A 14089-nucleotide genomic window follows, 5' to 3' on the forward strand; every position below is an offset into this window, starting at 1 on the left:
TTTTTGAGCCAATAAAAAAGTCATCCCTAAGGATGACTTTTTTATTTTGAGATTTAATTTTTAGTTACGGAATTTGAGCAATGTTGGTGTAAGTTCATCCCAACGTTGTTTTGCAGCGTCCATTGCTTTCATTTTGATATGCCCATAACCACGAACTTCTGCCGGTAATTTTGCAATTTGTTCAGCAACTGCCAAGTTATGATTGTCTGGTGCTTCAACAAGTGCTTCAACAAATGCGATGTAACGATCACGCCATGCTTGTTCGTGTTGACGCTCTTCTTGACGTGCAAATGGGTCAAGGAAAGTTTCACGAAGCCATTGTAAGCGAGCAAGCATCATCATTGGGAAGCGCATCCAGTAACCAAACGCACGTTTACGGACATTTTTTAGACCACCGAGTAATGCTGGTGGGGCAAGGTGATACGTTAAACGTAAGCCTTTACCAAACTGGGTTTCAATTGATTCTTTGAAGCTTTTACCTGTTAAAAGACGTGCAACTTCATATTCATCTTTATACGCCATGACTCTATAAAGCTGAGTTGCAATCGTACCTGTTAATTCTTCTGGTAACTTTTTAGCAGCTAATTCTACAAGCGTACGGTATTTACTTGCGTAAGCTTCGTTCCAGTAGTCTGTTAGACGAGCACAACGATCTTCAACAAGTTCAGCCAAAGTTTGCGGAGTTTTGGTTTTTGGCATTGCTGCAAGTAAACGAGCAGCTAAAGTCGGGTCACTTGCAAGATGACAACCTACACGGAAAGCTTCGAGGTTCTTTTCAACAGCCGTACCATTTAGGCGAATTGCTTTTTCAATGCTTTCACGCAGTAATGGAATACGACCAGATTGCCAAGCCATACCTAGTAATAACTGGTTGGTATAAATTGAATCACCTAAGAGTTGTGTTGCAATTCGAGCTGCTGGCAGAGAAACCAGTTGACCTTGACGAACACGACCACGAAGACGATCAATTAAATCGCTAATAGGCGCATACCAGTCACGAGATTTAATAAACTCAGAAGTAGGAGTACTGTCTTCATTCACAATAACCAAAGCATCATCTTTTAAGCGAGAGAGAGCAGCACTACCACCAGCAACTACAGCATCTGCACCGATGAGTAATTCACATTGGCCCGCTGGAATTTTGGTAGAAGAAATTTGCTCATCAGTTGCTGCAAGTTGTACGTATGAATAAACCGTACCACCTTTTTGCGCAAGACCTGCCATGTCCATCACACGGGTTGCTTTACCTTCGAGGTGAGCTGCCATACCAAGCAGTGCACCAATAGTCACAACACCTGTACCGCCAATACCACCAACCATAATACGACTTGGAACGTCATATAACTGAGGAATAACTGGTGATGTTGGCCAGCCTGCACCAATACCTTCAAATTTAGCAGGACGTTTCATATCACGTGTATGAACAGTCACAAAACTAGGGCAGAACCCTTCGGCACAAGTGAAGTCTTTATTACAGCTACTTTGGTTAATTTGACGTTTAGTGCCTAAAGCTGTTTCTACTGGCTCAATCGATAAGCAGTTTGATTTTTTTGAACAGTCGCCACAGCCTTCGCAAATATCACTGTTAATGTATAAACGCTCAGCTGGGTCAGGATAGGCATCACGTTTACGACGACGGCGTTTTTCACTGGCACAGGTTTGTACATAAATTAAAGCGGTCACACCTGTAATTTCTCGAAGCTCGCGTTGAACTGTATCGAGTTCATTACGGTGGCGAATTTCGACACCCGGTGCAATGCCATCTTCTTCGTTTAATAGTTTAACTTCATCAGTAACAATAACTTGTTTTTTAATGCCTTCGGCAGCGAGCTGGCGAGTTAACTGCGCAACACTCAAATGTCCATCTACATGCTGACCACCTGTCATAGCGACTGCATCGTTGTAGAGGATTTTGTAGGTAATATTGGTTTTTGCAGCGATAGACTGACGGATTGCTAAGTAACCAGAGTGGAAATAGGTTCCATCACCAAGGTTAGCAAAAATGTGTTTTTCATTGGTAAATGGTGATGCACCCACCCAACTTACACCTTCACCGCCCATTTGAGAGAATGTTTCGGTACCGCGGTCAAGTGAAACTGCAATATAGTGACAACCAATACCGCCTAATGCACGGCTACCTTCAGGAACTACGGTTGAAGAGTTATGAGGGCAACCACTACAGAAATAAGGTTTACGTTCTGCAAGATCAATAACACGTTTTGATTCTTGCTCTGCTTTTAATAGTAAGTCGATTCTGCTTTGGATTTGTGTTTTTAAGCTTTCTGGAATATTGAGTCTTAAGAAGCGAGCAGCCAGCATTTTTGCAATAGGTTCAGGCTGGTACTCATAGTGACCAATGAGCGGTGCTTCTTCAATAGAAGTACTCCATTCGCCTTTGCCGTCAGTTGCTTTACCAATCACATGTGGACGTTTGCCATCAGGCAGTGAGTACAGCTCATCTTTAATTTGTGTTTCAATAATTGGACGTTTTTCTTCAATAACGATCAGTTCTTGCAAGCCTTCGGCAAACTCACGAACACCTTGAGGTTCTAAAGGCCAAATCATCCCAACCTGATAAACACGTAGCCCAAGTTGTTGGGCAGTTTCATCTTCAATGCCTAAAATACGTAAGGCTTCAATGGTATCTAAATAACCTTTACCACTTGCAGCAATACCAATACGGGCATTTTCACAAGGCCATGTAACGGTATTGATTTTGTTGGCGCGGGCATAAGCCAAAACAGCAGGTAAACGGTATTTATAAAGACGTTCTTCTTGCTGAATGCCGTGATCTGGCCAACGAATGTTAACGCCACCCTCTGGGAAATTGACATCTTCTGGTATAACTGGAGTCACTCGGTCTAGATCGACATGAACAGAAGCAGAAGTTTCTACAATTTCACTCACCAGCTTCATTGAAGACCAAAGGCCAGAAAAACGTGAAACCGCAATGGCGTGAACACCAAAGTCTAAAATTTGTTGAACGGATGTTGGGTAGAAAATTGGAATACCGCAACCAATCATGACATGTTCAGACTGATGCGGGATTGTAGAAGATTTACATGAGTGGTCATCACCAAATAAAGCAACGACACCACCACGTTCAGAGGTACCAGCTAAGTTAGCATGGCGGAGTACATCGCCTGAACGGTCAACACCCGGGCCTTTACCATACCACCATGAAGACACTCCATCATATTTGCCTTGGCCTGAAAGGTTAACTTGTTGGGTACCCCAAATTGCGGTAGCAGCCAAGTCTTCGTTTACACCAGGTTGAAATACAACATTATGGGATTTAAGTAATCCTTGAACTTGCCAAAGGAAACTATCATAGTTACCAACAGGAGAACCGCGATAACCAGAAATAAAACCAGCAGTATGATAACCATTCATCGCGTCACGGCGAGTTTGGGCAAGAGGCAACCGAACAAGTGCCTGAATGCCGGTCATATATGCTGTACCGTTATCACTTACATATTTATCTTCAAGTGACACATCCTTTGTTGCAATAATATTTGGAGTGACTTTTGTAGCTATATTCATTTATATCTCCTTAGAATTTTTAGTAGCTCGGACTACTTTCTTTTTTCAACATCCAGTTGAATATTTGGAGCAAGTGACATACGAAATAAAAAAAGATCGGTTCCTCTTCTTAAAAAGAATTAGTGCCAATGTATGTACATTTAGTCATTGTGGTTGATCTAAACTGGTGCAACAATCCGTAATTTAGGAAAACATATTTACGTTATGCGCAAAAATCTCGATGGTGGACTATTGCATGCAATGCATGCATTCCTGAAAGTGATTGATAGCGGGAGTTTCACAGCAGCAGCTGAGCAGATGGATCTGACCACAGCACAGGTTTCACGTCTTATCAGCGAGCTAGAAACACGCTTAGGTACAAAATTAATACAACGCTCAACGCGCCAGCAGGCACTGACCGATATTGGTGCGACTTACGCAGAGCGGTGTCGTCAAGTCATTTCAATGGTGGATGAAGCGGAGTCGGAAGTAACAGGAACAGCATCTAAACCCAAAGGCCGTTTACGTGTATTAAGCATGGGAAGCTTTGGGCATCATTATGTTTTTCCAGTGATGGCCGAGTTTTGTAAGCATTATCCCGAATTAACCGTGGAATATACGACTTCACAGTACGTTCCAGACTTGTTGGCAAAAGGGGTGGATGTCAGTCTTTATCTGACTGAATCATTAACAGATTCTCGTTTTGTCGCACGCAGAATTGGCACTATCTTTTCTGTTTTATGTGCTTCACCTGCTTATTTAGAAAAGCATGGTATGCCGAAGTCCCCAGAAGACTTAAAAAATCATGCTTGTTTACGCCTGGTAAACCCATCTATTACACCAGATTGGCACTTATTAAATACAAGTGGTGAGTCTTACCAAATCGACATTGGCGGACAACTCATTGCAGATAATCCTGAGTTATTGTTAGATGTGGTGCAACAGGATATGGGAATCGCATTATTGCCGATGTTTTCGGCTTTAGATGCAGTTCAAAATGGAAGATTATGTCATATCTTACCAGAGTGGCGTTCGCCTGATATCGGGGTTTATACCTTATTGCCTTCACGCCATTTTATTGATGCCAAAACACGTGCATGGTTAGATTGGGTGGAAGAATATATTTCTCCAAGAATTGAAATGGATGCATCTTATTTTTATAAATAATGAGATAAATTTTTAAGGATTAAGATAAAAAAGGATGAAGAATAATACGGTTTAGAATAAAAATAGGGTAGAGAATGCTTCTTTTGAAAGAGGCATTTAATACAGAGATAAATAATAGATTTTAAAAAATTGCATGAGGGAATTAGTCCCAATTCCTGAATGAAATGAGATAAAGATGAGATAGGATGATCTGGTACTTCGCCTAATATTAAGCCTTATACCAGATGCTGAACTACTTTAATTTATGATTAGGCACACTTGGTTTGCCAATACGCATTTGCATAATTCGACAAGCTTTTTCGGTTTAATACATTGCTAATATTTTTGCTGGCTTGCATCAGTTTTTCTAAGTCAATGCCAGTTTCAAAGCCCATGTGTGACAGCAAATAAAATAGATCTTCGGTTGATACATTGCCAGAAGCACCTTTGGCATAAGGGCAACCGCCAAGTCCTGCAAGGGACGAATCAAAAACACGAATGCCTTGCTGTAAAGACTGATAAATATTGGCAATCGCCATGCCATAGGTGTTGTGGAAATGTCCTGCCAAAACCTTGCTGTCGAGTTCCGCAAGACAGGCCTGCCAAACCTTTTGAACGCGATCTGGTGTTGCTGTACCAATGGTTTCACCTAAAGATACTTCATAGCACCCCATGTCATAGAGTCGTTTAACTACTTTCACCACTTGCTCAGGTGCAATTGTGCCTTCATAGGGACAATCGACAATACAAGAGACATAACCGCGTACACGGATGTTATGTGCTTTTGCCGCGCTCATGACATCGCTAAATTTCTCAAAGCTCTCGTCGATTGAGCAGTTAATATTTTTACGAGTAAAACTCTCAGAAGCTGCGGTAAAAACCGCAACCTCTTTGCATCCTACTGCTTGAGCTGTCTCAAAACCTTTGATATTGGGCGTGAGCAGGCTAAATTGTACATCGGTTGTTTGAGGTAACAACTTAAATAGCTCGTCACTTTGAGCCATTTGCGGCACCCATTTTGCTGAAACGCATGAACCCACTTCAATCGATTTTAGGCCTGCATTAATCAGGTCATTAATAAAATTTAAACGCTGTTCGACGGTTAAAGCCTGCTTTTCGTTTTGGAGGCCATCTCTGGGACCGACCTCCACGATTTTGACAAACTCACTCATGCAACTTCCTCCTGAGCAGGCTGAAATTCCACAAGCTCATCGCCAGCTTTGACCTGATCGCCGACTTGGAAATAGGAGTCTACAATCACGCCATCTTTAGGGGCACGGATGGTATATTCCATTTTCATTGCTTCAAGCGTCATTAAAATATCGTCTTTTTTAACGCTATGATTTGCGCTCACCAGTACTTGCGTGACCACACCTGGCATTGGTGCTTTTAGGTGACCTTCATCGGCTTGGCTATCTGCTTGATTAAAATCTTGGCGAATATAAGCAAACTTATAGCTTTGCCCATTTTGGAACAATGTAATGCCTTGCTGACTTTGGTTAAAAGACAGCTTTTGCTTAGATCCACCAATTTGAATAGATGCCATATGCGCATCAATCAATTGCCCAGAAATAGGGTAGCTTTGCCCGTTATATTCTGCGGTGAAGCCATGTTCATGTGAGGCAAACTTGATTTGGATATTTTGGTTTAAATAATTCAGTTTAATACTGTGCTGATAAGCAATATTTAAACGCCAAAGTGGTTGAGCTTGCCAAAGCTGTTTTTGGCTTGAGCTGTTGTTATTAAGTTTACTTAGAAACTCAATAAATGCCGCTGCTACCACCAGTTCAGGTTTGATCTCTTCAGGACTAAACAAGAAGTTTTGTTCACGTTGAATCAGGTTGGTATCAAGCTTGGCTTGTTTAAAAGACTCACTGCGTACAATTTTTTCAAGAAAAGCAATGTTGTTGCCTAAGCCATCCACATGGAATTGGCTTAAAGCATTTTGCATTTGAATGAGCGCAGCTTCACGGTTTTTACCCCATACAATGAGTTTGGCAATCATTGGGTCGTAATAGGTCGTGATTTCATCGCCTTCAACAATACCGCTGTCTACACGCACATATTGGTTTTGGGTTGGGTAACGCAAATAGTCAATTTTACCAATGGCAGGTAAAAAGCCTTTTTCTGGTTCTTCGGCGTAAATACGTGCTTCGAGCGCATGTCCGTTAATTTGGAGTTGGTTTTGTAATTTAGGTAAAGGTTCACCATACGCCACACGAAGTTGCCACTCGACCAAGTCTTCACCTGTAATCATTTCAGTCACTGGGTGCTCGACTTGTAGACGGGTATTCATTTCCATGAAATACGCCGTACCGTCTTGTTCCACAATAAACTCAACCGTACCTGCACCAACATAATTTACCGCTCGTGCAGCATCAATTGCAGCTTGGCGCATTGCATCTAACTTTTCGCTTGGCATCTGTGGAGCTGGGGCTTCTTCTAACACTTTTTGGTGACGGCGTTGTACCGAACAATCGCGTTCAAACAAATGTACGTAGTTGCCATGTGTATCGCCAAAAACTTGCACTTCAATATGGCGAGGTTGAATCACATAACGCTCAATCAAGACGTCATCATTGCCAAAGCTTGATTTTGCTTCACGTTTACAAGAGGCTAAGGCATGCAGAAAATCTTCACTGCGTTCAACCAGACTCATGCCTTTACCACCGCCGCCCGCACTGGCTTTAATTAAAACAGGATAGCCAATTCGGTCTGCCTGTTGTTTTAAAAAGTCGGCATCTTGGTTGGTTCCGTGATAACCCGGTGTTAAAGGAACGCCTGCTTTTTCCATTAAAGCTTTAGAGGTTGCTTTTAAGCCCATCGCTAAAATGGCATCCACTGGCGGTCCAATAAAGCAAATATTGTGTTGTTGGCAAGCGAGTGCAAACTGGTCATTTTCAGAAAGAAAACCGTAGCCCGGGTGAACCGCTTGGCTGCCTGTATCAATCGCCGCTTGTATAATACGGTCAACCTGTAAATAACTTTGTGTTGCAGGGGATTGACCAATATAAACCGCTTCATCTGCAAGTTTGACGTGTTGTGCATTTGCGTCTGCATCTGAGTAAACGGCAACCGTTCTAATACCTAATTTTTTAGCTGTACGAATTACGCGGCAGGCAATCTCGCCACGGTTCGCAATTAAAATCTTTTCAAACATGATGATCGTCCTTAATTGTTGTTATTCGAGTTAGAAACCCAAGCAGGCTGCTGTTTATTTAAAAAGGCACTCAGACCTTCTTTTGCCTCACTGCCTTGACGAACTTGAGCAATATGATGTGCTGTCTGTTGTAGCAAATCATTGCTCATGGTCTGGTTGCTCACCATTTGAATGAGTTGTTTTGAGGCCGCTTGAGCGTGCGGGCCACCAAGTAATAGAGCATCAATAATTTCTTGAACTTTTTTATCTAAGTCTTCCGCATCAGCCACTTCGTGTGCCAAACCAATATGTTTGGCTTCACGTGCAGAAATTCTCTCAGCAGTTAAGAAGTAACGAGAAGCTTGTCTTGCACCAATTGCATGAATTACATAGGGGCTAATGGTAGATGGAGCAAGCCCTAAACGAACCTCAGAAGTTGCAAATTTAGCATCCGTGCTGGCAATGCAAATATCACATGCCGATGCCAAACCCATGCCGCCACCAAAAGCAATACCATGCACACGAGCAATAGTCGGTTGCTTAAGCGTTGCAAGCGCATCAAGCATTTGCGCAAGTTTTAATGCATCTGCTTCATTTTCAGCCGAAGATGCCTGACCTGCCTGTTTCATCCAGTTGAGGTCGGCGCCTGCCGAAAAGCTTTTACCGCGACCAGCTAAGACCACAACACGAATGTCATCACGAGTATTAATTTGCTTAAAGCAAGTATGCAATTCTTCAATGACTGTCGTATTAAAAGCATTGTGCAATTCAGGGCGGTTTAGCCATACATAGGCAACCTGACCTTGTTGTTCGAGTTGTAAAAATTGATAGCTCATATACACCTCTTACATGCGGAACACGCCAAATTTGGTTGGCTGGATTGGAGCGTTCATGGCCGCAGCAAGGCTTAAACCAAGTACCTGACGAGTTTGCGCTGGGTCAATGACACCGTCATCCCAAAGGCGGGCAGAAGCATAGTATGGATGGCCTTGGCGCTCGTATTGTTCACGAATTGGTTGTTTAAATTCGTCTTCTTCTTGCGCTGACCACTCGGCACCTTTTTGCTCAATTTGATCTCGTTTTAAAGTCGAAAGTACGCTCGCTGCTTGTTCGCCGCCCATCACTGAAATACGAGAGTTTGGCCATGTCCATAAAAAGCGTGGTGAATAAGCGCGGCCACACATACCGTAGTTACCCGCACCAAACGAACCACCAATAATCAGGGTGAGTTTTGGTACATTTGCGGTGGCAACTGCCATAACCAATTTGGCGCCGTTTTTAGCAATTCCTTCATTTTCATACTGGCGACCAACCATAAAGCCCGTAATGTTTTGTAGGAATAACAATGGAATATTGCGCTGTGTGCATAGCTCAATAAAGTGCGCACCTTTTTGTGCAGACTCTGAAAATAAAATCCCGTTATTGGCAATAATGCCGACTGGCATACCGTAAAGTGAAGCGAAACCAGTAATAAGTGTTGAACCAAAGCGTGCTTTAAACTCATCAAAACGAGAGCCATCTACAATACGGGCAATCACTTCACGCACATCGAAAGGTTTACGTGCATCACTTGGCACCACACCATAGAGTTCTGATGCATCAAACAATGGTTCATCAACTTGTTTATTTAAGTCGTTTGGCTTCTTGTTTAGGTTAGCGACAATGTTTCGTGCAATCGCAATTGCATGTTCATCATTTTCAGCTAAATGGTCAGCTACACCCGAAAGGCGTGTGTGGACATCACCACCGCCTAAGTCTTCACTACTCACCACTTCGCCAGTTGCAGCTTTTACTAGAGGAGGGCCGCCTAAGAAAATCGTACCTTGATTACGGACAATAATCGTTTCATCAGACATGGCAGGCACATACGCACCACCTGCGGTACAGCTTCCCATTACCACAGCAATTTGGGCAATACCTAGACTCGACATGCGTGCCTGATTATAGAAAATACGCCCGAAGTGATCGCGGTCTGGGAAAACCTCATCTTGCATTGGTAAATAGGCACCGCCTGAGTCCACCAAATAAATACAAGGCAAGTGATTTTGTTCAGCAATTTCTTGGGCGCGTAAATGCTTTTTAACCGTAAGTGGGTAATACGTTCCACCTTTAACCGTTGCATCGTTAGCAACGATCATGCAAGTGATGCCGTTGACCTGACCAATACCAGCAATCACACCCGCAGCAGGAACATCATCTTCATAAACGTTGTACGCTGCCAACTGACCAATTTCTAAAAATGCCGTGCCGACATCAATCAGTTGATCAATACGTTCGCGGGGTAAAAGTTTACCTCGAGCCAAATGTTTTTGACGGGCATTTTCACCACCGCCTAAAGCAATACGCTGGGCAACTTGTTTTAGATCTGTGACCAATGTTTGCATGGCTTGTTGGTTTGTTTTGAAGTCTTCACTTCGAACATTAATCTTGCTTTGTAATTGGTTCATAAGATGTGTCCTTATTTATAATTATTATTTGGTTTCATTGAAGAGTTCGCGACCAATCAGCATGCGGCGAATTTCAGAAGTTCCGGCACCAATTTCATAAAGTTTTGCATCGCGCCATAAACGGCCAGCTGGGAATTCATTGATATAACCGTTGCCGCCTAGACTCTGGATTGCTTCACCCGCCATCCATGTTGCTTTTTCAGCAGCATATAAAATGGCACTTGCGGCATCTTTACGTAGGCTGCGGTCATGGTCGGCTTTGTCACACGCAGCACCAACCGCATAAACGAGAGCTTTACATGCCAACCATGTTGAATACATATCGGCAAGTTTGCCTTGCATAAGCTGGAATTCACCTAAAGCCTGGCCAAACTGTTCACGTTGATGCAAGTAGGGAATAACAACATCTAAACAGGCATCCATAATGCCTAAAGGTCCGGCACTTAAAACTGCACGTTCATAGTCCAAACCACTCATCAGTACTTTTGTGCCGTTACCCACACCACCGAGTACGTTTTCAGCAGGTACTTCTACATTGTCAAAGAACAGCGGATAAGTGTTAGAGCCACGCATACCGAGTTTGTCTAAATGGTTACCGTGACTAAAGCCTTTCATGCCTTTTTCAATTAAGAAAGCGGTCATGCCTTTCGCGCCAGCTTGCGGGTCAGTTTTAGCGTAAACCACGAGTACATCTGCATCACCGCCATTAGTGATCCACATTTTTGAACCGTTTAAAACGAAGTGATCACCTTTTTGTTCAGCACGTAATTTCATGCTGACGACATCAGAACCTGCATTTGGTTCAGACATCGCAAGGGCACCCACATATTCACCGGAAATCAGTTTTGGTAAATACTTTTGTTTTTGTTGCTCGTTACCGTTACGGTTAATTTGGTTTACGCATAAATTAGAATGAGCACCATAAGAAAGACCAATGGCTGCCGAAGCACGCGAAATTTCTTGCATGGCAATAATATGAGCTAAATAACCCATATTGGCACCGCCATATTCTTCAGAAACCGTCATGCCTAAAAGGCCCATATCTCCGAATTTTTTCCAGAGATGTGCAGGGAATTTGTTGTCTTGATCAACTTGTTGGGCAATTGGTGCAATTTCCTTTGCACAAAATGCTGCCACTGAATCTTGAAGCGCAATTAAAGTTTCATCTAGACCGAAATTCAAGCTGCGTAGGTTCATGATATCTTCATCCTATTGGTTATATTTGTTGTCCATAAAATATTTTGTGGGTATTTGATAATTACCATACAATGATTTTTTGAAAAAGTGAATACAGATTCATAAAATGATTTACAATTCATTTTATTTGTTAGAGAATAAATTATGAGCTATAAACGATCATCTTTAATGCAAGAGCGGATGGAGCAAAATCGTAAATCGATTTTGAATTCAGCCAGAAAAATAATTTCAGAGGGAGGATTTAAAGACGCGCAAATACAAACAATTGCAGAGCAAGCGGGTGTATCTAGTGGACTGGTTTATCGCTACTTTGATAATAAGAGCCAAGTGCTGATTGAGGTTTTGTCCGAGGCTATTAATACAGAACTATTGGTGATTGATTCGATTACCGAAAGTGAGTTATCGGCAAAGCAGAAATTACACAAGGCGGTGGCAACCTTTGTAAAACGGGCACTGAATAGTCCTCAGCTTGCATATTCACTCATGTTTGAACCCGTCGATTCAACGGTTGAACATGAGCGTTTTCGTGTGAAGCAATTGATTAAACAAAGTATTAAAAAAATACTTGCGGATGGAAATGCAAGTGGTGAGTTTGTCTTGGACGATTTAAATACAGCAGCACTGTGTGTTGTCGGTGCCATGACCTATGTGGTGGTTGAACCCCTAGACCCAGCTCAAAATACAAAGTTTGATCATGCGCACAAAGACTATTTTTCAAAACAGATTGCTGACTTTTGTGTAGATGCTGTGCAGAGGAAATAGGGCATATAAAGGATAAAACAACACAAAGAAGGCGGTTTAGAAAAATAGTTGCAGTAACAACAATTAGATCAGGTAAGAAGAGAATTAGAAGAATCAAGGAGAATGATTCAATGCAACAAGAACGGTTAAGCTACGCCTCGGGACCAAGCACACAGCCCTTATTGGGTATGACCATTGGTGAACAATTTGATCAGGCTTGTCGGCAATATGCTGAAAAGGAAGCAATCGTTAGTTTTCATCAAAACAGACGATTAACCTATAAAGCTTTACAAGATGAAGTAAATGCTTTTGCTTGTAGCCTTTTAAAATTGGGATTAAAAAAAGGTGATCGATTAGCCATTTGGTCGCCTAATTGTGTGGAATGGACGGTAACCCAATTTGCAGCTTTTAAAGCAGGGATTATTTTAGTCAATCTCAATACAGCTTATAAAAGCCATGAACTTGAATATGTGTTGAATAAAGTCTCATGCAAAGGATTGATTATTGCTTCTCAATTCAAAACGACTGATTACCAAGAATTACTCACAAAAATTGCCCCTGAGTTAACCACCTGTACTGACAAAGTACTCAGTTCAGAACGTTTACCACATTTAAAGTTTGTCATTAAAATTGATGATCAGCAACATACGGGTATTTATCGCTTTAGTGATTTAGTCACTATGCCAACTTCTGAACAGCTAGAACAATTAAAACTATTAACCAAGCAACTTCAGTTTGATGAAACTATTAATATCCAATTTACCTCAGGTACAACAGGTAATCCGAAAGGGACCATGTTAACCCATCATAATATTTTAAATAATGGTTATTTTGTCGGTGAAGGCATCTGCTTAAGCCCTCAAGATAAAGTCTGTATTTCTGTGCCATTGTTCCATTGTTTTGGCATGGTCATGGGGAATCTGGCGTGTGTGACGCATGGGTCAACCATGGTCTATCCATCGGCTGTATTTAATCCTTTGGAAACTTTAAAAGCGATTCATCAAGAACGTTGTACGGCAGCTTATGGCGTGCCTACTATGTTTATTGCCATCTTAGAGCATGAACAGTTTAATGAGTTTGATCTGTCGAGTTTAAGAACAGGCATTATGGCTGGTAGTCCTTGCCCACGTGAAATTATGCAACGTGTGATTGACCGAATGCATATGTCTGAAATTACCATTTGTTATGGCATGACCGAAACCTCGCCAGTGAGTGTACAAAGTTCGGTAAATGATTCGATTGATAAGCGAGTAAGCACAGTTGGACATGTTCATCCGCATGTTGAAATTAAAATTGTCGATTTAGAAGGGCAGATTGTTCCGCAAGGGACTTTGGGTGAGCTATGTGTTCGCGGTTATTCCGTGATGGCTGGTTATTGGGGTGAAGAAGAAAAGACCAAAGAGGTCATTGATGCTGCTGGCTGGATGCATACAGGTGATATTGCCGAAATGGATCAAGACGGTTTTATTAAAATTAAAGGCCGTATTAAAGATGTGGTGATTCGCGGTGGGGAAAATCTCTTTCCAAAAGAAATTGAAGACTTTTTATATACCCATCCCGATGTAAGCGATGTGCAAGTCATTGGCTTACCAGACGCCAGATATGGTGAAGAACTCTGTGCTTGTATTATTTTGCATGAGCATCATCAAATTGACGAAGACAGCATTCGTCAATTCTGCAAAGAGCATATTTCTCATAATAAAGTGCCGCGCTATGTCCGATTCTTTAATGAGTTTCCAATGACAGCTTCAGGCAAAGCGCAAAAGTTTAAATTGCAGGAAATTATGCGAGCTGAACTAAACTTAACTGGAAATGTCTTTGATTAAAGAAGTCGAAAGTTTGGTCAAAGTGCAGCAAACTATAAGTTGAAAGGCAGCTTAAATAGAGGATAAACAAA

General features: G+C 42.0%; 9 protein-coding genes. 3 read left to right on the top strand and 6 right to left on the bottom strand.

Annotated elements, in window-relative coordinates:
- Positions 1 to 60 precede the first annotated feature (60 nt).
- Positions 61 to 3543 (bottom strand): indolepyruvate ferredoxin oxidoreductase family protein, encoded by a 3483-nt coding sequence (locus ACTJJG_RS11280; protein ID WP_372552619.1) that lies wholly within the window; start codon positions 3541 to 3543, stop codon positions 61 to 63.
- Between the two features lie 204 nt (positions 3544 to 3747).
- On the opposite strand from ACTJJG_RS11280, the gene ACTJJG_RS11285 reads away from it, so the two are divergent.
- Complete coding sequence (locus tag ACTJJG_RS11285) at positions 3748 to 4689, top strand: LysR family transcriptional regulator (RefSeq protein WP_005069913.1); 942 nt, start codon at positions 3748 to 3750, stop codon at positions 4687 to 4689.
- Between the two features lie 248 nt (positions 4690 to 4937).
- Here the strand turns inward: ACTJJG_RS11285 and ACTJJG_RS11290 are convergent, their stop codons facing one another.
- From ACTJJG_RS11290 to ACTJJG_RS11310, 5 genes are read right to left on the bottom strand one after another with little or no spacing between them, the layout of a single operon-like run.
- Positions 4938 to 5840, bottom strand: a complete 903-nt coding sequence (locus ACTJJG_RS11290) for a hydroxymethylglutaryl-CoA lyase (protein WP_032056428.1) — start codon at positions 5838 to 5840, stop codon at positions 4938 to 4940.
- Positions 5837 to 7828 carry an acetyl/propionyl/methylcrotonyl-CoA carboxylase subunit alpha gene (locus ACTJJG_RS11295; protein ID WP_032056427.1) on the bottom strand — a complete coding sequence of 664 codons (1992 nt, stop codon included), beginning with the start codon at positions 7826 to 7828 and terminating at the stop codon, positions 5837 to 5839. The genes ACTJJG_RS11290 and ACTJJG_RS11295 overlap by 4 nt, the downstream gene beginning before the upstream one ends.
- An 11-nt stretch (positions 7829 to 7839) precedes the next feature.
- The gene (locus ACTJJG_RS11300; protein WP_032056425.1) at positions 7840 to 8643 is read right to left on the bottom strand and encodes an enoyl-CoA hydratase/isomerase family protein; all 804 of its coding nucleotides are present in this window, start codon (positions 8641 to 8643) and stop codon (positions 7840 to 7842) included.
- Between the two features lie 9 nt (positions 8644 to 8652).
- Entirely contained in the window at positions 8653 to 10254 is a 1602-nt protein-coding gene (locus ACTJJG_RS11305; RefSeq protein ID WP_032052942.1) for a carboxyl transferase domain-containing protein, read from the bottom strand.
- Between the two features lie 24 nt (positions 10255 to 10278).
- A complete protein-coding gene (locus ACTJJG_RS11310) occupies positions 10279 to 11451 on the bottom strand; it encodes an isovaleryl-CoA dehydrogenase (RefSeq protein ID WP_005076583.1) in 1173 nt (390 codons plus the stop codon).
- A gap of 144 nt (positions 11452 to 11595) precedes the next feature.
- Between ACTJJG_RS11310 and ACTJJG_RS11315 the strand changes: the two genes are divergently transcribed.
- Complete coding sequence (locus ACTJJG_RS11315; protein ID WP_032056423.1) at positions 11596 to 12213, top strand: TetR/AcrR family transcriptional regulator; 618 nt, start codon at positions 11596 to 11598, stop codon at positions 12211 to 12213.
- Positions 12214 to 12323: 110 nt separating this feature from the next.
- The gene (locus tag ACTJJG_RS11320) at positions 12324 to 14018 is read left to right on the top strand and encodes an AMP-binding protein (RefSeq protein WP_032056421.1); all 1695 of its coding nucleotides are present in this window, start codon (positions 12324 to 12326) and stop codon (positions 14016 to 14018) included.
- Positions 14019 to 14089 lie beyond the last annotated feature (71 nt).

This window comes from Acinetobacter sp. 22512 (genome assembly GCF_052044755.1).
GTDB classification, from domain to species: domain Bacteria; phylum Pseudomonadota; class Gammaproteobacteria; order Pseudomonadales; family Moraxellaceae; genus Acinetobacter; species Acinetobacter pittii.

What these genes read in the sequence shown, in the direction of transcription:
- ACTJJG_RS11280 (WP_372552619.1), bottom strand. Translation starts at nt 3,543, where the DNA reads ATGAATATAGCTACAAAAGTCACTCCAAATATTATTGCAACAAAGGAT.
- ACTJJG_RS11285 (WP_005069913.1), top strand. Translation starts at nt 3,748, where the DNA reads ATGCGCAAAAATCTCGATGGTGGACTATTGCATGCAATGCATGCATTC.
- ACTJJG_RS11290 (WP_032056428.1), bottom strand. Translation starts at nt 5,840, where the DNA reads ATGAGTGAGTTTGTCAAAATCGTGGAGGTCGGTCCCAGAGATGGCCTC.
- ACTJJG_RS11295 (WP_032056427.1), bottom strand. Translation starts at nt 7,828, where the DNA reads ATGTTTGAAAAGATTTTAATTGCGAACCGTGGCGAGATTGCCTGCCGC.
- ACTJJG_RS11300 (WP_032056425.1), bottom strand. Translation starts at nt 8,643, where the DNA reads ATGAGCTATCAATTTTTACAACTCGAACAACAAGGTCAGGTTGCCTAT.
- ACTJJG_RS11305 (WP_032052942.1), bottom strand. Translation starts at nt 10,254, where the DNA reads ATGAACCAATTACAAAGCAAGATTAATGTTCGAAGTGAAGACTTCAAA.
- ACTJJG_RS11310 (WP_005076583.1), bottom strand. Translation starts at nt 11,451, where the DNA reads ATGAACCTACGCAGCTTGAATTTCGGTCTAGATGAAACTTTAATTGCG.
- ACTJJG_RS11315 (WP_032056423.1), top strand. Translation starts at nt 11,596, where the DNA reads ATGAGCTATAAACGATCATCTTTAATGCAAGAGCGGATGGAGCAAAAT.
- ACTJJG_RS11320 (WP_032056421.1), top strand. Translation starts at nt 12,324, where the DNA reads ATGCAACAAGAACGGTTAAGCTACGCCTCGGGACCAAGCACACAGCCC.